The organism is Clavibacter michiganensis, from assembly GCF_016907085.1.
GTDB classification, from domain to species: domain Bacteria; phylum Actinomycetota; class Actinomycetes; order Actinomycetales; family Microbacteriaceae; genus Clavibacter; species Clavibacter michiganensis_O.
Genome location: NZ_JAFBBJ010000001.1, coordinates 588,519 through 606,496 on the forward strand (window position 1 = coordinate 588,519; position 17,978 = coordinate 606,496).

A 17,978-nucleotide genomic window follows, 5' to 3' on the forward strand; every position below is an offset into this window, starting at 1 on the left:
TTCCCGGCGGCGTCCGGCTAGGTGCCGATGCGGGTGCCCGAGTCGTCGGCGAGCCCGAGGTCGTCGAGTTGGGCGAGGAGGCTCGCGCCGTCCGGGGCGTAGACCCACGGGATCGGGCTGTCGAGGGCGCGCTTCTCCGCCTTCGCCCGTCCGCCCGCGAGCACGGCCTCGCCCGCCGAGAGCTGCCGGATGAGGACGACCTCGACGTTGCCGGGGTGCTGCTCGGCGAACTCGCCGTAGAGCAGCTCGTCGTGCTGGCCGTCGTCGCCCGCGAGGATCCACTTCACGTGCGGGAACTCCTCCGCGAGGCGTCGCAGGTTGTTGCGTTTGTGCTCCATGCCGCTGCGGAACCAGCGGTCGACGGTGGGGCCCCAGTCGGTGAGGAGGATCGGACCCGGCGGGTACAGGTTGCGCGACAGGAACCGCGTGAGCGTCGGGGCGACGTTCCACGCCCCCGTCGAGAGGTACAGGACGGGCGCGCCCTCGTGCTGCAGGCGCAGGCGCTCGTAGAGCACGGCCATGCCGGGGGTGGGCGTCCGCGCGTGCTCGTCGAGCACGAACGTGTTCCAGGCGGCGAGGAACGGCCGGGGGAGCGCGGTGACCATGACGGTGTCGTCGATGTCGCTGAGGATCCCGGTGCGCACGTCGTCGCCCACGATGAAGACGGGCGCCTCGACGGTCTCCGACCCCTCTGACCGGATCCGGATCGTGTGCCAGCCGCTCGGCAGGTTCGCCTCGACGACCTGGTCGACGACGCCGCCGCGGTCAGCCCGCACGTGGTGCTCGATCCCGTCGATCTCGACGACGACGTCGACGTCGGTGAGCGGCACGCTCGTGAAGCTCCGCCAGCCGCGGACGACCTTGTCGCCGGCCAGCGCGCGCTTGCTCTTCGGGTCGGTGAGGAGGACGCGGCAGAGGACGCGGACCCAGCGCACGGATCCGTAGCCGGCGTAGGGGATGACGGTGGGCTTCAGCCCCCGCTTCCGGGCCCGGCCCTCGCGGATCTCGTGGATGCGGTCCTCGATGCGCGCCGCCCGGTGCAGCACGGGGGCGGCGGCCGGTGACTCGAGGAGCGTGCGGGTCGCGTGCTTCTTCTTCTTCGAGGAGGGGGCCACGCGCCCAGTCAACCAGACGCGGGGAGCCGGCCCGTCGTCACACGGGCCGGGCGAGCTCCGCCGTGTCCGGCGCGCCCTGGTCGATCCCGGGCCCGACCTCGTCCATCGCGAGCTCCTCGATCACGTCCTCCGCCTGCGCGGCGACGGCCCGCAGCAGGTCGGGGGAGCCCTCGGCCGTGGGGTCGAGCCACTCCTCGACGACGTCGGGCGAGAGCACCACGGGCATGCGCTCCGCGAGCGCCTCCACCGTGCCGGCCGACGGACGGGTGAGCACCGCACAGCTCAGCACCCAGCGGGCCGGGTCGTCGGCCGCGCGCGACGGATCCCGCCACCACTCGTACAGCGCCGCGAGGAGCACGGTGCCCTCGCCGGCGCCGACGAGGTACGGGGTGCGCAGTCCGTCGTCGGTCTCGTGGTGCTCGTAGTAGCCCGACACCGGGACCGCCGCGCGCCGGGACACGAGCGCCTGCAGGAGCTCCGGCCGGGAGGCGAGCTGCTCCGCGGGGACCTCCGCGAGCGGCGGGCCCTGGTCCGGCCCCGGGGATCCCGCGGGGACGAGGCCCCAGCGCGCCGACTCGAGGCGCCGCACGGGCACCTGGTCCTCGGTGTCGCCCTCCGCGCGGCGCGGCAGCGTGTCGACCAGGACCGCCACGCGCTGGCCGGGGACGATGCGCCAGGACGGCCCGGGCACGGCGTCGCCCGCGTGATCCACGTCGAGCAGCCCGACCAGGTCGTCGGCGGTCGTGGCCCGGGCGAGGATGCGCGTCATGCCCTCCATCCTGGCGGACGCGTCCGACGCCGACCGACGTGCGCGCGGCATCCGGGGACTGTCCGCTGGAGCCCCATTTGTTACGAAGTGGCGACAGGGGACGACCCGGTGCGGCCGTTCCGGCGCCGGCATGGTTCGCTGGAGGACCTGGCAAGTGTCGATTCGTAGCGCATACGAGGAATGAGCCACCCATGATCGAGTTCCACCACGTCCGCAAGCAGTACCCGGACGGCACGCTCGCGATCGAGGACTTCAGCCTCGTCGTCCCCTCGCAGACCACGACGGTCCTCGTGGGATCCTCGGGCTGCGGCAAGACGACCCTCATGCGCATGATCAACCGGATGGTGGACCCCACCTCGGGCCGCATCGAGATCGACGGCACCGACATCGCCACCCAGGACGCCGTGAAGCTGCGCCGCAGCATCGGCTACGTGATGCAGAACTCCGGCCTCCTGCCGCACCGCAAGGTCGTCGACAACATCGCGACCGTGCCGCGCCTCACGGGCGTCGACAAGCGCACGGCGCGCGAGGGCGCCCTCAAGCTCATGGACACCGTGGGCCTCGACCGCTCGATGGCCGACCGCTACCCGTCGCAGCTCTCCGGCGGCCAGCAGCAGCGCGTCGGCGTCGCCCGTGGCCTCGCTGTGGACCCGAACATCCTGCTCATGGACGAGCCGTTCGGCGCCGTCGACCCGCTCGTGCGCGACGACCTGCAGCAGGAGCTCATCCGCCTGCGCACCGAGCTCGACAAGACCGTCGTCTTCGTGACGCACGACATCGACGAGGCGTTCCTGCTCGGCGACCAGGTCGTGATCCTCGAGAAGGGCGGCCGCATCGCCCAGCAGGGCACGCCGCAGGAGATCCTCTCGAACCCGGCGAACGACTTCGTCCGCGACTTCGTGGGCGCCGACAAGGGCAAGCGCGCGCTGCACGTCGAAGACACCGGCACGGGCCAGGTGCTCGTCGACCGCGACGGCCGGCTCGTGGGCGTGCTCGACGACGAGGGGCGCGCCGCCGCCCGATCCGCATCCGCTCCGACCGAGGCGGGGGCCGCGCACGCCCCCGGTGCCCCGGCGCAGGGTGCGGGACCCGCGTGAACTGGGTCATCGCCAACTTCGGCACGGTGCTCGACCTGGCCGTCGCCCACGTCGCGCTGGCGGCGCCGCCCGTCCTCCTCGGGCTCGTCATCTCGCTGCCGCTCGGCTGGCTCGCCAACCGGTACCGGCGCACCCGTGGCGCCCTGCTCACCGTCGGCGGAGCGCTCTACACGATCCCGTCGATCGCGCTCCTGCTCGCGATGCCGGCGATCATCGGCACCAACATCCTCGATCCCCGCAACGTCGTGGTCGCCCTCACCGTGTACGCCGTGGCGCTGATGATCCGCATCACCTCGGACGCGCTCGCCTCGGTCTCGGAGGACGTCAAGCAGTCCGCGACGGCGATGGGGTACGCCGGGTGGGCGCGCTTCTGGCGGGTCGAGCTGCCGCTCGCGGGCCCCGTGCTCCTCGCCGGACTGCGGGTCGTCTCCGTGAGCACCGTGAGCATGGTCACGGTCGGTTCGCTGTCGGGGATCCTGAGCCTCGGGACCATGATCCTCAGCGGGTACCGGCGCCAGTTCTACACGGAGATCATCACCGGAATCGTGGGCATCGTCGTGATCGCGCTCGTCTTCGACCTCATCCTCCTGCTGGCCGGGAGGCTCCTCATGCCCTGGTCGACCCAACCGTCCCTGCGCGCTCGCACGCGGTCGGCCCGGCGCGCCGCGCTCGTCACGGATGCGAGCGCCTCGTGAACCTCTTCGCCGAGGCATTCGCCCTCCTCCTCGACGCGTCACGGTGGGCGGGCCCCACCGGGTACGGCACACGCCTGCTGGAGCACCTCGGGTACACCGCCCTCGCGATGGGCGTCGCCGCCGTCATCGCCGTGCCCGCTGGCCTCTACATCGGGCACACCGGCCGCGGGCGCAACGTGGCCGTCGCCTTCTCGGGCGGTCTCCGCGCGCTGCCCACCCTCGGCGTCCTGGTCCTGCTCGGCCTCCTCTTCGGCATCGGCCTCACCGGGCCGATCCTGACGTTCTCGCTCCTCGGCATCCCACCGCTGCTGGCGGGCGTCTACTCCGGCGTGCAGGCCGTGGACCGCTCGGCGATCGACGCGGCGCGCGCCGTGGGGATGACCGAGACGCAGATCCTGGGTCGTGTCGAGATCCCGCTCGCGCTGCCGCTCATGATCAGCGGCTTCCGCGCGGCGACCCTCCAGGTCATCAGCACCGTCACGCTCGGCGCCTACCTCGGGCTGGGCGGACTCGGCCGCGACATCTTCACCGGCCTGACCACGCGGAACTTCCCCCTGCTCCTGGCGTCGGCGGTCCTCGTCACCGTGCTCGCCCTCGTCGTGGACGCGGTCTTCGCGATCGTGCAGCGCGCCGTCGTCCCCCGCGGCGTCGTCGCCGCGTCCGGGCGCACCCCCGACTCACCGCGGACCTCGTCGAGGCCCGCGGTCAGCACCACTCCCTGAAAGGAACACAGCACATGACCCACAGCATCACCCGCCGGCTCCTCGTCGGCACCGTCGCGCTGGGCACCGCGATGGCCCTCGCCGGCTGCTCGTCCGGCGACCCCCTCGACACCTCGGGCAGCTCGGCCTCCGCCGCGCCCACCGACACCATCTCCGTCGGCTCCGCGGCCTTCGGCGAGAACGTCATCCTCGCCGAGGTCTACGCGCAGGCCCTCGAGGCCAACGACGTGAAGGTCACGCGCAACCTGCAGATCGGCGAGCGCGAGGTCTACCTCAAGGCGCTCGAGGAGGGGTCCATCGACCTCATCCCCGAGTACACGGGCAACCTGCTCGCGGCCTACGACACCGACTCGACCGCGACCTCCAGCGACGACGTCTACTCCGCCCTCGGCGACGCGCTGCCGGACGGCTTCGAGGTGCTCGACGAGTCGCCCGCCGAGGACAAGGACTCGTACAACGTCACTAAGGAGTACTCGGAGACGAACGGCGTCACGAGCCTCTCCGACCTCAAGGGCAAGACCGTCCGCGTGGGCGGCGGCGCGGTGCTGACCGACCGCGAGTACGGGATCCGCGGGCTCACGGGCACGTACGGCATCGACGCGAGCCTCGTCACGATCGAGGACCAGGGCGGCCCCAACACCGTCAAGGCCCTGCTCGACGGCCAGGTCGACATGGCGAACATCTACTCGACCACGCCGTCGATCCTCGACAACGGGTTCGTGACGCTGAAGGACCCCGAGAACCTCATCAAGGCGCAGAACGTCGTGCCGCTCGTGAACACCGCGAAGATGAACCCCGACGTCACCGCGATCCTCGACAAGGTGTCGGCCGCGCTGACCACCGACGACCTCACCGAGATGAACCGCCGCAACCAGGGCGACGAGAAGGCCGAGCCGGCCGCGATCGCCGCCGACTGGCTGAAGGAGAAGGCCCTCTTCTAGGAGGCGGCGACCGGGCGGCGACGCCCGGCACCCGCGAGGGGTCGACGCGCGAGCGCCGGCCCCTCGCGCCGTCCGTGGGTGCCCGGCCCGGGCACGACGGAGCATGATGGATCCACCACAAGTACTTCCCCGATGGCAGGAGCCCGCGCATGGCCAAGAAGAAGTCCCCGACCGGCGAGGTCAGCGTCCTCGGCGCGGTGACCACGGTCGCCCGCGAGGTCCGCAAGCACAAGACGGTCGCCGAGTCGGCGCCGCACGGCGAGGGCGCGAACATCCCGCCCGCGCCCAAGCGCAGCCCCGAGGAGCTGAAGCGCGACATCCAGGCAGGACGCGACGAGCTCGCGCGCACCGTGCGGGAGCTCGAGACCGCGCTCGACGTGCCGGCCCGCGCCTCCGAGCTGAAGGCCGACGCCTCGGCCCGCGCCCGCGCCATCCGCGACGACGTCACGACGCGCGTCCGCACGACCGGCCGGGACCTCTCGCGCCGCACGCGCGCGTTCACGAAGAAGGACCCGGCCGTCGCCGCGTCGATCGGCGCGGGCGCCGTCGCCGTCGTGCTCGCGGTGGGCGCGGCCGTCGTCTCCGGCGGCCGACGCTGATCGCCTCCATCCGCTCGATCGCCACGGCCGTGCCGCCGACCGTCCTCGCGCAGGACGGCGTGCGCGACCTCTTCGGCAGCCAGCCCGAGCTCGGGCGGCTCGGGACCCGGCTCGTGTCGGCGGCCTTCAACGCGTCGGGGATCGGCACGCGGCACACGGTGATCGGCGAGCTCGGCACCGCGCCGGGCATGGCGGGCGCGGACGCACCCGTCGCGGTCGACGGCGATCCCGTCTTCTACGACCGGACGAGCGGGCGGATCCTCACCCCGGGCACCGGCGCGCGCAACGACACGTACATCCGCGAGGCCCCCGCCCTGCTGCTCGGCGCGGCGCGGCAGGCGGTCGACGAGGCCGCGGGGATCGAGGCGGCCGACGTCACGCACGTCGTCACCGTGTCCTGCACGGGCTTCTACGCGCCCGGACCCGACTACCAGGTCGTGCGCGGCCTCGGGCTCGGCGCGTCGACCCAGCGCTTCCACCTCGGCTTCATGGGCTGCTACGGCGCGTTCCCGGCGCTGCGCATGGCCGCCCAGTTCTGCGCCGCCGACCCGGACGCCGTCGTCCTCGTGGTGTGCGTGGAGCTCTGCTCGCTGCACCTGCACTCGTCGAACGACGCGGACTCGATCGTCGCCTCGTCGGTCTTCGGGGACGGGGCAGCGGCGGCCGTCGTCACGGCGCGGCCCGCGCCCGCCGGATCCACCGTGCTCGACCTCGAGGCGTTCGAGACCGTCCTCACGCCCGTGGGCGAGGACGACATGGCGTGGACCATCGGCGACCAGGGCTTCGACATGATCCTGTCGAGCTACGTGCCGAAGATCATCGACGAGCACATCACCGGCGCGCTCGAGCCGCTGTGGGCGCAGGTGCCCGCGCTCGACGGCGTCGCCCCGGCCGCCATCGAGGACTGGGCGATCCACCCCGGCGGCCGCAGCATCCTTGACCGGGTGGAGGACCGGCTGGCGCTCGCGCCCGCGCAGCTCCAGGCCTCGCGGTCGACGCTCGCGGAGGTGGGCAACATGTCGAGCGCGACGGTGCTGTTCGTGCTCAGGCGGATCCTGCACCGGACGCCGCCGGCCGACGTGCCCGGCCGTCCCGATGTCGCCGAGTCCGCGCCGATCGCGGCGTCCGGCCCCGGCGCGGGACGGGTGTGCGCCATGGCGTTCGGTCCCGGCCTCACGGTCGAGACGGCGCTCATGACCCGCCGGACCGCCTGATGGACCTGGCCCGGCGCGACACCGAGCTCACCGAGCTCATGGACGACCCGGACTGCGATCCCGCGGCCCTCGACCGCACCTACGCGCGGTTCGGGATCGTCAACCGGGTGGTCGCCGGCTGGCGCGGGGTCTACCGGTCCCGCATCCGCACGCTGCTGTCCGCCGACCGGGAGACGACGCTCCTCGACATCGGCTCGGGCGGCGGCGACGTGCCGCTCGCCCTCGCCCGGTGGGCCCGGCGCGACGGGCTGCGGCTGCGCGTCACGGGCATCGACCCGGATCCGCGGGCCGCGGCCTTCGCCGGTGCGCGCCCGCGGGACGCCGACGTCGCGTTCCTCCCCGCGTCGAGCGCGGAGCTCGTGGCCGCGGGTCGCCGGTTCGACCTCGTGACGAGCAACCACGTGCTCCACCACCTCGACGCCCACTCCTTCGACGCCCTGCTCGCCGACTCGGCCGCGCTCGCCCCGCGCGCGATCCACAGCGACATCGCGCGCGGCCGGCTCGCCTACGCCCTCTACGGGCCCGCGTCCCGGCTCGTGGCGCGCGGCTCGTTCGTGCACGTCGACGGGCTCCGGTCGATCCGCCGGAGCTGGACGCCTGTGGAGCTCGCCCTCCGCGTGCCGGCGGGCTGGCGAGTCGAGGGCGCCGTGCCGTTCCGCGTGCTCGTGGTGCGCGACCCGGCCGCGGGCGGCACGCACCCCGCGGACCCCGCCGACCGCGCTGACCGCGCGGGCCGATGACGCGCGTCGACGCGCTCGTCGTGGGCGGCGGGCCCGTGGGGATCCACCTCGCCGCGCTCCTCGCGCAGGCCGGCCTCGACGTGCGCGTGTGGGAGGCGCGGCCGACGCCGGCGATGCTGTCGCGGGCCATCGGGATCCACGCGCCCTCGCTCGACGCGTTCGACCGGCTCGGCGTCGCGCGCGAGATGGTCGCCGAGGCGGTCCTGGTCCGCACGGGCATCGCGATGGGCCCCCGCGGGGAGCTCGGACGCGTCTCGTTCGCCGGGGTGTCGCCCACGCACCCCTACGTGGCCGCGCTGCCTCAGTGGCGCACGGAGGCGATCCTCACCCGCTGCCTGGTCGGGCTCACGCCCGACGCGCTCCGTCGCGGGGTGACGCTCACGGGGCTCGACGCCGATCCCGAGGAGCTGCCGGGCGGCGTCGTCCGGGCGACCGGGCGCGACGCGTCCGGGGCCGCCGTGGAGGTGACCGCATCCCTCGTGATCGGCGCGGACGGGACGCGCGGCGCCGTCCGCGGGATCCTCGGGATCGGCGTCGACGAGCGCCCGCTGCACGACCGCTTCCTCATGGGCGACGCGCCCGATCGCACCGACGGAGGGGACGACGCCGTCGTCACGCTGCACCCGGACGGCGTCGTCGAGTCCTTCCCGCTGCCGGGCGGCCGGCGGCGGTTCGTCGTCGGCATCCGCGCGGGGGAGCGCGACGGGGATCCCGCGACCGCCATCGCCCGTGCGGTGGGGGAGCGAACCGGGCACGTCGTGGCGGCGGCGGAGCTGGATCCGGTCAGCGGCTTCGGCGTGCGCCGCCGCCTCGCGCGCCGCATGGTCGCCGGACGCGGCATCCTGATCGGCGACGCGGCCCACGAGATCAGCCCCATCGGCGGGCAGGGGATGAACCTCGGCTGGCTCGACGCGGACGCCCTCGCGCCGATCCTCGTCGACGCCGTGCGCGCGCGCCGCGGCGTGCCGGATCCCGCGCGCCTCGCCCGCTGGGAGCGCGACCGGCTCGCCAGCGCGCGCCGCGCGGCCGTGCAGTCGGAGATCAACACGGCGCTCGGGCGTCCCGTCCGCGGGCTCACGCGGATCGTGCGCGATGCGGGGCTGCGCGCGGTGCTCGCCTCACCCGCCGCCGCCGGTCTCGCCTCCGTCTACGCCATGGGCCGGGACGCGGGCGCGCGCGTCAGGTGAGGCGGGTCGCGTTCAGCGCGAGCTGGGCGACGAGCAGCAGCGACGCCGCCATGATCAGCTGGAACAGCAGGCGGCCGGGCGGCCGGGTCACGACGCGCACGGCGCCCCACGCGGCGATGCCAAGGGTGACGACGAGCCCGGCGACCGCGAGCGGCGTCACCGCGTGCGCGGGGTCCGCGAGCACGGGACCGACCGCGACGACGACGGCACCGAGCGCGAGCGCCCCGAACGCCACGAGGCCGGACGGCACGCGCCCGAGCCGGTGCGGCAGGCCGCGCACACCGGTGCGCGCGTCGTCCTCGAGGTCGGGGAGGACGTTGGTGAAGTGGATGGAGACGCCGAGCACCGCGCCGGTCGCCACGGCCCACGCGGCCGCGGGCACCGGATCCGCGCCGCCGAGGGCCACCACCGTCGGCAGGATCCCGAATGCCACGACGAACGGCACGACGCTCCAGGCGGTCCGCTTGAGTCCGGCGTTGTAGGCCCAGCCGGCGCCCACGAGCACGCCGTGCGCGAGGAGGAAGGCGGGCCCGAGCGCGGCCGACGCCACGCCGCACGCGGCCGCCGTGACGAGGGCCGCCGCGCGCACCTGGCCGACCGTGACCTCGCCGCGCGCGACGGGCTTGTCCGCGCGCGCGACGCTGCGGTCGCGATCGGCGTCGATCCAGTCGTTGGAGAGCCCGATGGACAGCTGCCCGAGGAGCACGGCCAGCGCCACCGCGACGACGCGCCCGACGCCGTAGCCGAGCGCGACCGCGAGCACCGCGGCCAGCACCGTGACGGTGGCCGTCGGCCCGGGGTGCGAGGAGAGGGCGAGGAGGCGGAGCCGGCGGATCACGCGAGCGTCAGCGCGTAGCAGCGCGACCCCTCGGAGTCGGCGTAGGCGCCGAAGCGGGGGATCTCCGTCCAGCCCTCGCGGACGTAGAACCGCATGGCGTCGGGCTGCTCCGGGCCCGTCTCCAGCACCAGGTCGACCACTCCGAGCTCGCGGGCCGTCTCCTCGAGGGCGCGGAGGACGGCCGTCGCGACGCCCGTGCCACGGGCGGCGGGCACCACGTACATGCGCTTGAGCTCCGCCCACGGCGTCCCGTCGCCGCGGTCGCCGAGCGGCCGGATCCCGCCGCAGCCGACGGGCGTCCCGTCCGCGTCGCGCGCCACGAGGAAGGCGGCCATGTCGGCGGCCGTGGGCTTCGTGCCCGGCTCCGTGTCGCCGCCGTAGCGGAGGTCGAGCTCGGCGCGCTGGGCGGCGCGGAGGGAGGTCGCCGCGGCGTCGTCCCACGCGACCCGCGAGATGGTGAGGTCCATGCGTCGATCCTGCCGCACGGCGCCCGCCGACCGCTCCACTACCCTGCTGGCATGAGGATCCGCCCCGCCGAGCCCCGTGACATCGACGACCTGCTGGAGATCCGCAACGACGCGATCCTCACCGGCACCGCCCTCTGGACGGAGGAGCCGGTCGACCGCGCCGAGCGCGAGGAGTGGTTCCGGGAGACGACGGAGGCGGGCGACCCGATCCTCGTGGCCGAGGTCGACGGCGCGTTCGCGGGCTACGGCACCTACGGGCCCTGGCGGCGCATGTCCGGCTACCGCTTCTCCGTGGAGGACTCGGTCTACGTCGGGGACGCCTTCCAGGGGCAGGGCATCGGCCGCGCGCTGGTGGAGGCGGTCGTCGAGCACGCGCGGGCGGCCGGGAAGCGCGCCGTGTTCGCGGACATCGAGGCCGGCAACACGGGATCCATCCGGCTGCACGAGCGGCTCGGCTTCCGGCGGGTGGGGCTGCTGCCCGGCATCGGCTGGAAGTTCGGCCGGCCGCTCGACCTCGCGATCCTGCACCTGCCGCTGGTCGACGACGACGAGCAGCACGAGGCGGACGGCGACCCGGCGAGCTGATCCCGCGGCGCCATCCGCACGGCGGACGATCGAGTGGCGGACGATCGAGAGGCCCGGCACGGGGCGCGGGAACGCCACGGGTGCCGGGCCTCTCCGGGGATCACGGTCCTTCGGGGGACGGGTGATCTCCGTGGTCCGGGAGACGTCCGGTCCGGGGGGAGTGGACGGACGTGCTCGTCGGGTTGCGAGCGCATGGCCCAAGGGGGGGGTAAGGGCCGTGCGCTCGTGAACGACTCTAGCCGGGTCCTCATTTATGCGGACACAGGAGGATGGCCCCAGAAAGAGGGGCGTGCTCGGCGATGGGGGCGGCGACCCCCGTCGGATCAGTCCTGGGACTCGTCCAGCTCGCGCCATCCGCCCGCGACGACGGCGTCGCGCAGCGCGTGGAACTGGTCGACCGTCAGGCCGTTGCGGAGCAGGTACGGCTCCACGCCGCCGCGACCGGCCAGCGAGTGCAGCGCCTGGATGACGGGCGCGGGATCCCCGTCGACGGCGTGCTGCGCGGCGTCGCGCACGTCGAGCCCGCCCGCCACGAGCGCGAGGGCGACGACGAGGGCGTCCTCGGCCGACGCCGTCCGCGCGTCGTAGCGCTCGGCGGGCGCGCCGGACGCGAGGCGGTCGGCCGCGTCGGCGACCCGTCCGGTGAGGCGCGCGCCGTCGGCGACCAGCAGGGCGACGAACGCGGAGGCGGGGGCGCCGGCGGCGGGCATGCCGGTCGCGGACCCGAGACGGTCGGACGCGGGCGATGCGGGAGCGGGGGAGGTCATGGCGGCGGCCCTTCGGTCGACGTGCGCGGTGCGGGTGGGTGCGGTGCCGGATCCGGGTGCCGACGGATGGTGCGGTGCCGGTGCCGGCCCCGCGCGTGGGCGCACCGGGTCGACGCCGATCCGGGTGCGTGATCCGACCCTCGCCCGGCCGGGTGAACGCCCGGTGTCGCGCGCGCCGCCGGCCGGCCAACGCGACGCGGCCGGGATCCGCGCGCCGGGCTCGCGCCGATCGTCTACAAGTCGTAGAATCGTGGCGTCGCGATGGAGCCTCACCCCGCATGATCCGCCCTCCACAGGAAGCGCATCCGGTCGCCATGACACCGCACCCCGTCCCCGCAGACACCCGCTCCGGCTGCCAGAGCGGTCGCCCCGAGTGAACGAGCTCCTCGACCCGCTCGTCCTCTCCCGCTGGCAGTTCGGCCTCACGACCGTCTACCACTTCCTCTTCGTGCCGCTCACGATCGGCATGGCCTTCGTCTGCGCGCTCTACCAGACGGCGTGGGTCCGCACGGGCAAGCAGCACTACCTGCGGCTCACGCGGTTCTTCGGGAGGATCTTCCTCATCAACTTCGCGATGGGCACCGTCACCGGCATCGTGCAGGAGTTCCAGTTCGGCATGAACTGGTCGGAGTACTCCCGCTTCGTCGGCGACGTGTTCGGCGCCCCGCTCGCGCTCGAGGGCCTGCTGGCGTTCTTCCTCGAGGCGTCGTTCATCGGCGTCTGGATCTTCGGCTGGGACAAGCTGCCGAAGAAGCTGCACCTCGCGTCGATCTGGGTGGTCTCGATCGCGTCGATCCTGTCGGCCTACTTCATCCTCGCGGCCAACGCGTTCATGCAGAACCCGGTGGGCTACCGCATCGACGAGGCCAGGGGACGCGCGGAGCTCACCGACATCTGGGCGCTCCTCACCAACAAGGTCGCCCTCGCCGCCTTCCCGCACACGATCTTCGCGGCCTTCATGTGCGCCGCCGCCGTGATCATCTCGGTCGCGGCCTGGCACCTGTCCCGCAACCAGCACCTCGAGACGATGATGCCGGCCCTGCGCTTCGGCATGTGGTTCATGGTCGTCTCCGGCGCGCTCACGATCCTCTCCGGCGACCAGCTCGGCCTCGCCATGGTGCAGACGCAGCCCATGAAGATGGCGGCCGCCGAGGCGCACTACGACACGTCGTCCGGCGCCGCCGCCTCGTTCTCCCTCTTCACGTGGGGCACGCCCGACGGGTCGAGCGAGCTGTTCTCCATCCGGATCCCGTACCTGCTGTCGTTCCTCTCCACGCACACGCTCGACGGCACGGTGCAGGGGATCAACGACCTGCAAGCGCAGTACGTGGCCAGCTACGGCCCCGGCGACTACACGCCCACCATCTGGGTCACCTACTGGGCGTTCCGCTGGATGATGGGCTTCGGCATGGCGGCCATCGGCGTCGCGGTCGCGGGCCTCTGGTTCACCCGCCGCGGCCGGGCCATCACGCGTCCGTGGATATGGAAGGTCGCCATCTGGGCCGCCCCGCTGCCGCTGCTCGCCATGACCGTCGGCTGGATCTTCACGGAGATGGGCCGCCAGCCATGGATCGTGTTCAGCCTGCTGCAGACCTCGTCCGCGGTCTCGCCGAACGTCACCGGGATCCAGGTGCTCCTCTCGCTCGTCGCGTTCACCGTGGTCTACGGGTCGCTCGCGGTGGTCGAGTTCCGCCTCATCCTGAAGGCGGCGCAGAAGGGGCCCGAGGCCGAGCAGGAGCCGGACCCCGTCACGGGCGAGGTCGTGCGGGAAGCGAGCGTGTACTGATGGACCTCCCCACCATCTGGTTCGGCGTCATCGCCTTCCTCTTCGTCGGCTACTTCGTGCTCGACGGCTTCGACTTCGGCGTGGGGATGAGCCTGCCGTTCCTCGCGAAGGACGACACCGACCGCCGCGTCCTCATCAACACCATCGGGCCGGTCTGGGACCTCAACGAGACGTGGCTCATCGTCGCGGGCGCCGCGCTCTTCGCGGCGTTCCCCGAGTGGTACGCGACGATGTTCAGCGGGTTCTACCTGCTGCTCGTCGCGATCCTCATCACGCTGATCCTCCGCGGCGTCTCGTTCGAGTTCCGGCACCAGGGGGCGTCCGACCGGTGGCGCGGGTGGTTCGACGCGATGATCGTCGTGGGCTCGGTCGTGCCGTCGTTCCTCTGGGGCGTCGTGTTCGCGAACGTTGTGCGCGGCGTGCCGATGGACCGGAACCACGACTACATGGGATCCACGCTCGACCTGCTGAACCCGTACGCGCTCCTCGGCGGGCTCACGACGCTGTCGCTGTTCCTCGTCAACGGCCTGCAGTTCGCGGCGCTCAAGACCGACGGTCCCATCCGCGCCCGCGCCCGCCTGCTCTCCCTGCGCGTGGGAGCCGTCACCATCGTGGTCGCGGCGGCGTTCCTCGTCTGGACGACGCTCGCGCACGGGTCGGCGCTGTCGGGGCTCGTCTCCGCTCTCGCGGCCGTCGCGCTCGTCGGCTCGTACCTCGCGAACGCGCGGGGTCGCGAGCGTTGGGCGTTCGGGCTGCTCGCCGCCACCATCGCCCTCGCGGTCGCCAGCCTCTTCACGGCGCTGCACCCGTACGTGATGCCGGCGTCGAACGATCCGGCGTTCGGCCTCACGCTCGAGAACGCGTCGTCGTCGCCGTACACGCTCACGATCATGACGTGGGCTGCCGGGTTCGCGCTGCCGCTGATCCTCGCGTACCAGGCGTGGACGTACTGGGTGTTCCGGAAGCGCATCACGCGCGCCGTGATCGCCCAGGCCGCGCACTAGGGGCGCCGTGAAGCCCCTGGATCCGCGGCTGCTGCGGCACTCCGCGTCCGCCCGCACGATGCTCGCCGTCGGCGCCCTGGTCGGCGTCGTGCAGACCGCGGCGCTCGTCGCCTTCTGCTGGTCGCTCACGCAGCTCGTCGTGCGGGCGATCGCCGGCGCGCAGGAGTCCGAGCTCCTGCCCGTGCTCGCGCTCGCGATCGGATCCGCCGTCGTGCGCGGCGCCGCGGCCTGGCTCCTGGACGTCGCCGGCGCGCGCGGTGCCGCGCAGGTCACCGCCGAGCTGCGCCGGCGCGCGCTCCGGGCGATCGCCGACCTCGGCCCCGCCTGGACCGCGGCACGCAGCCGCGGGCGCCTCGCGACGATCGTCGGCCCCGGGCTCGACGCGCTCGACCCCTACTTCGCGCGCTACGTGCCCCAGCTGATCCTCACGGCGCTCGCGACGCCGATCGTCGTGGTGGTGCTCTTCCTGTCCGACCCGCTGACGGGCGTCACCGTGCTCGTGACGCTGCCCGTCATCCCGGTGTTCATGGTGCTCGTCGGCTGGGCCACCCAGGAGGTGCAGCGGCGGCAGTGGTCGCGCCTCACGGAGCTCGCGTCGGGCTTCCTCGACGTGGTCGACGGGCTGTCCACGCTCCTGGTCTTCGGACGGGCCCGACGGCAGACCGCGCGCATCCGCCGGGTGACGGAGGAGTACCGCGTCGAGACCATGCGCGTGCTCCGGATCTCGTTCCTCTCCGGCTTCGTGCTCGAGCTCGCGGCGTCGCTGTCGGTCGCGCTCGTGGCGGTGTCGGTGGGCGTGCGCCTCATCGGCGGGCAGCTGGACCTCGGGGTGGGCCTCTTCGTGCTGCTGCTCGCGCCCGAGGCGTTCCTGCCGATCCGGCAGGTGGGCGTGCAGTTCCACGCCGCCGCCGAGGGGGTCGCGGCCGCCGACGACGTGCTCGGGATCCTCGAGGAGGAGCGCGCGACGCGCGCCGCTCCGGGCGTCCGGGCAGGGACGGCTGCCGCGACGGGTCCCGCGGGCGACGCGCTCGTGGTCCGCGACCTGTCCGTCTCCCGCGGCGACCGTCCCGTGCTGGCGGAGCTCCACGCGACCTTCCCGCGCGGCCGCGTCACGGCCGTCACCGGGCCGAGCGGCGTCGGCAAGTCCTCGCTCCTCGAGGTGATCCTCGGGCAGCTGCCCGCGCGCGGGGCCGTCGGCTGGATCGACGACGACGCGTCCTCCCCGCGTCCGCCGGCCACCACGGAGATCGCGTGGGCGGGACAGCGGCCGGGGCTCGTCGCGGGGACGGTGCGCGAGAACGTGGCTCTGGGCGTCGCTCATCCCGACGACGCGCTCGTCCGACGCGCGCTCGCGCTCGCGGCGGCCGACGGCGTCGACCCCGACCTCGTCCTCGGCGTCGGCGGGCAGGGGCTCTCGGGCGGGCAGGCGCAGCGGGTCGCCGTCGCGCGCGCCGTGCACCGTGCGCTCGCCCTCGACTGCCCGCTCGTCCTCCTCGACGAGCCGAGCTCCGCGCTCGACGCCGCGACCGAGGAACGGCTCGCCGCGGGGATCCGCGTGCTCGCCGACCAGGGGCGCGCGGTCGTGGTCGTCACCCACCGCGGCGCGCTCGTGCGGGCCGCGGACGCGGAGCTGCGGCTGGGCGGGGCATCAGGCGAGGACGGAGCACCGGGTGCCGTCGCATCGCCGGTCGGCGCCGGCCGCGTCGCTCCCGCCCGCGTCACCCCGGAGCCCGCCTGGCGCGCGCAGGTGGCGCCGTGAACCGCGACGACGTCCTCCGGCTCGCGCAGCCGCCGGCGCGCCGCGCGCTGCCCGGTCTCCTCGCGGGCCTCGCGAGCGCCACCGGCGCGGTCGCGCTCCTCGCGACCTCGGCCTGGCTCATCACGCGCGCGTCCGAGCAGCCGCCGATCCTGTTCCTCGGCATGGCGATCGTCGGGGTCCGCGCCTTCGCGCTCGGGCGCGCCGCGTTCCGCTACCTCGAGCGCATCACGAGCCACGACGCGGCGTTCCGCGCCCTGGCGACGCTGCGCGTGGGCGTCTTCGAGCGCCTCCTCCCGTTCGCGCCCGCCGGCCTCCGTGACACGCGCCGCGGCGACCTCCTCACCCGGCTCGTGGGCGACGTCGACCGGCTCCAGGACCTCCCGCTGCGCGTGGTGCAGCCGCTCGCGGTGTCGGTGCTCGTGCAGGCGGCGAGCGTCGCCGTCGTGTCGGCGGTGATGCCCGCGGCGGGGATCGCGCTCGCCGTCGTGCTCGTGGTCGCGCTCGCCGTCGGGATCGGCGCGACCACCGCGCTCGCCGGGCACGCCGAGACGCGGATCGCGCCGCTCCGCGCGCGGCTGCAGGACCTCGTGCTCGACCTCGTCGGCGGCCTCGACGTGCTGACCGCGTTCGGGGCCGTGGACGCGCGTCTCGCCGCGATCGACCGGGCCGCGACCGACCTGCGGCGCGCGCAGCTGCGCAGCGCCGCAGCGGCGGGCGTCACCACGGGCGTCGTGCTCGCCGGCACGGGCGCGGTCGCCGGCTGGACCGTGCTGCAGGGCGCGCCGGGGCTCGCGTCCGGCGCGCTGGATCCCGCCTGGCTCGCGCTGGCCGCGCTCGTGCCGCTCGCGTTGGTCGAGCAGGCCACGGCCGTGCCGCTCGCGGTCCAGGCGTGGCGGCGCGTGCGCACGAGCGCGGAGCGCGTGGCCCGCGTCGTGCCGGCGACGGTGCCCGACGAGATCCCGCGGGAGCCGGCCGACGCCGACGCCGAGCCCGTCCCCGCCGCGGCGCCCGCGGGCACGACGCTCGAGGTGCGGGACCTCGTCGCGCGCTGGCCGGGAGCCGACGAGGACGCCCTCGCGCCCGTGTCGCTGGTGGTGCGGCCGGGGGAGACGGTCGTCGTTATCGGCCCGAGCGGATCCGGGAAGTCCTCGCTCGCGGCCGCCCTCGCCCGCTTCCTCGAGTCGCGCGGCGCCTACGAGCTGGACGGCCGGGACGCGCGGTCGATGGCGCCGTCGGCCGTGCGGAGGATCGTGGGCGTCTGCGAGCAGGCGCCGCACCTCTTCGACGCGAGCATCCGGCAGAACCTGCTCTTCGCGCGCGAGGACGCGACCGACGACGAGCTCGTGGGCGTCCTCGCGCGCGTGGGTCTCGCCGGCTGGACGGCCGAGCGGGGCGGCCTCGACGCGCGCGTCGGCGACCGCGGAGCCCTCGTCTCCGGCGGGCAGGCCCAGCGGATCGCCCTGGCACGCGCTCTGCTCGCCGACTTCCCGGTGCTCGTCCTCGACGAGCCGACGGCCGACGTGGACGCGGATCAGGCTCGCGCCGTCCTGCGCGACGTGCTCACGGCCGCGCGCGATCGTGGGCGCGGGGTGCTCCTGCTCACGCACACGGAGGTGCCGGGCGACCTCGTCGACCGGACGGTCGAGCTGCGGGTCGCCGGCGACGGCGTCCGGACGGGCTGACGCGCCGGCCA

At 74.2% G+C, this 17,978-nt stretch carries 18 protein-coding genes; 13 read left to right on the forward strand and 5 right to left on the reverse strand.

What is annotated here, in order from left to right:
- Nucleotides 1-17: 17 nt before the first annotated feature.
- Both JOE38_RS02675 and JOE38_RS02680 read right to left on the reverse strand, forming a co-directional pair.
- Nucleotides 18-1,115, reverse strand: a complete 1,098-nt coding sequence (locus JOE38_RS02675) for an App1 family protein (RefSeq protein WP_307838826.1) — start codon at nt 1,113-1,115, stop codon at nt 18-20.
- A 37-nt stretch (nt 1,116-1,152) separates the two neighbouring features.
- Nucleotides 1,153-1,884, reverse strand: a complete 732-nt coding sequence (locus JOE38_RS02680) for an SOS response-associated peptidase (protein WP_204574744.1) — start codon at nt 1,882-1,884, stop codon at nt 1,153-1,155.
- A 191-nt stretch (nt 1,885-2,075) separates the two neighbouring features.
- Here JOE38_RS02680 and JOE38_RS02685 point away from each other — a divergent pair, with 191 nt between their 5' ends.
- The 8 genes from JOE38_RS02685 to JOE38_RS02720 all read left to right on the forward strand — a co-directional run bounded on the left by JOE38_RS02685 (nt 2,076) and on the right by JOE38_RS02720 (nt 9,079).
- Complete coding sequence (locus JOE38_RS02685) at nt 2,076-2,981, forward strand: ABC transporter ATP-binding protein (RefSeq protein ID WP_204574745.1); 906 nt, start codon at nt 2,076-2,078, stop codon at nt 2,979-2,981.
- Nucleotides 2,978-3,676 carry an ABC transporter permease gene (locus JOE38_RS02690; protein ID WP_204574746.1) on the forward strand — a complete coding sequence of 233 codons (699 nt, stop codon included), beginning with the start codon at nt 2,978-2,980 and terminating at the stop codon, nt 3,674-3,676. The genes JOE38_RS02685 and JOE38_RS02690 overlap by 4 nt, the downstream gene beginning before the upstream one ends.
- Nucleotides 3,673-4,398, forward strand: a complete 726-nt coding sequence (locus JOE38_RS02695) for an ABC transporter permease (protein ID WP_204574747.1) — start codon at nt 3,673-3,675, stop codon at nt 4,396-4,398. Before JOE38_RS02690 ends, JOE38_RS02695 begins: the two co-directional genes overlap by 4 nt.
- A 14-nt stretch (nt 4,399-4,412) precedes the next feature.
- Entirely contained in the window at nt 4,413-5,339 is a 927-nt protein-coding gene (locus tag JOE38_RS02700; RefSeq protein ID WP_204574748.1) for an ABC transporter substrate-binding protein, read from the forward strand.
- A 149-nt stretch (nt 5,340-5,488) separates the two neighbouring features.
- Nucleotides 5,489-5,938 (forward strand): DUF3618 domain-containing protein, encoded by a 450-nt coding sequence (locus JOE38_RS02705; RefSeq protein ID WP_234424634.1) that lies wholly within the window; start codon nt 5,489-5,491, stop codon nt 5,936-5,938.
- Nucleotides 5,935-7,152: a type III polyketide synthase gene (locus tag JOE38_RS02710; protein ID WP_204577114.1), complete on the forward strand. Its 1,218-nt coding sequence runs from the start codon at nt 5,935-5,937 to the stop codon at nt 7,150-7,152. The genes JOE38_RS02705 and JOE38_RS02710 overlap by 4 nt, the downstream gene beginning before the upstream one ends.
- Entirely contained in the window at nt 7,152-7,892 is a 741-nt protein-coding gene (locus tag JOE38_RS02715; RefSeq protein ID WP_204574749.1) for a class I SAM-dependent methyltransferase, read from the forward strand. The genes JOE38_RS02710 and JOE38_RS02715 overlap by 1 nt, the downstream gene beginning before the upstream one ends.
- A complete protein-coding gene (locus JOE38_RS02720; protein ID WP_204574750.1) occupies nt 7,889-9,079 on the forward strand; it encodes an FAD-dependent oxidoreductase in 1,191 nt (396 codons plus the stop codon). The genes JOE38_RS02715 and JOE38_RS02720 overlap by 4 nt, the downstream gene beginning before the upstream one ends.
- Here the strand turns inward: JOE38_RS02720 and JOE38_RS02725 are convergent.
- Together JOE38_RS02725 and JOE38_RS02730 are read right to left on the reverse strand one after the other, a co-directional pair.
- Nucleotides 9,072-9,917: a UbiA family prenyltransferase gene (locus JOE38_RS02725; RefSeq protein WP_204574751.1), complete on the reverse strand. Its 846-nt coding sequence runs from the start codon at nt 9,915-9,917 to the stop codon at nt 9,072-9,074. The genes JOE38_RS02720 and JOE38_RS02725 overlap by 8 nt on opposite strands.
- Nucleotides 9,914-10,384, reverse strand: coding sequence for a GNAT family N-acetyltransferase (locus JOE38_RS02730; RefSeq protein ID WP_204574752.1), 471 nt, complete (start codon nt 10,382-10,384; stop codon nt 9,914-9,916). The genes JOE38_RS02725 and JOE38_RS02730 overlap by 4 nt, the downstream gene beginning before the upstream one ends.
- Nucleotides 10,385-10,435: 51 nt before the next feature.
- On the opposite strand from JOE38_RS02730, the gene JOE38_RS02735 reads away from it, so the two are divergent.
- Nucleotides 10,436-10,969, forward strand: a complete 534-nt coding sequence (locus tag JOE38_RS02735; protein WP_204574753.1) for a GNAT family N-acetyltransferase — start codon at nt 10,436-10,438, stop codon at nt 10,967-10,969.
- A gap of 323 nt (nt 10,970-11,292) precedes the next feature.
- Here JOE38_RS02735 and JOE38_RS02740 read toward each other — a convergent pair whose 3' ends face one another.
- Nucleotides 11,293-11,736, reverse strand: a complete 444-nt coding sequence (locus JOE38_RS02740) for a hypothetical protein (RefSeq protein ID WP_204574754.1) — start codon at nt 11,734-11,736, stop codon at nt 11,293-11,295.
- A 373-nt stretch (nt 11,737-12,109) separates the two neighbouring features.
- Between JOE38_RS02740 and JOE38_RS02745 the strand changes: the two genes are divergently transcribed.
- From JOE38_RS02745 to cydC, 4 genes are read left to right on the forward strand one after another with little or no spacing between them, the layout of a single operon-like run.
- Complete coding sequence (locus tag JOE38_RS02745; protein ID WP_204574755.1) at nt 12,110-13,522, forward strand: cytochrome ubiquinol oxidase subunit I; 1,413 nt, start codon at nt 12,110-12,112, stop codon at nt 13,520-13,522.
- Nucleotides 13,522-14,526, forward strand: coding sequence for a cytochrome d ubiquinol oxidase subunit II (cydB, locus tag JOE38_RS02750; RefSeq protein ID WP_204574756.1), 1,005 nt, complete (start codon nt 13,522-13,524; stop codon nt 14,524-14,526). Before JOE38_RS02745 ends, cydB begins: the two co-directional genes overlap by 1 nt.
- Nucleotides 14,527-14,533: 7 nt before the next feature.
- Nucleotides 14,534-16,285: a thiol reductant ABC exporter subunit CydD gene (gene cydD / locus JOE38_RS02755; protein ID WP_204574757.1), complete on the forward strand. Its 1,752-nt coding sequence runs from the start codon at nt 14,534-14,536 to the stop codon at nt 16,283-16,285.
- Nucleotides 16,282-17,967 (forward strand): thiol reductant ABC exporter subunit CydC, encoded by a 1,686-nt coding sequence (gene cydC, locus JOE38_RS02760; RefSeq protein WP_204574758.1) that lies wholly within the window; start codon nt 16,282-16,284, stop codon nt 17,965-17,967. The genes cydD and cydC overlap by 4 nt, the downstream gene beginning before the upstream one ends.
- The last annotated feature ends 11 nt before the right edge of the window (nt 17,968-17,978 follow it).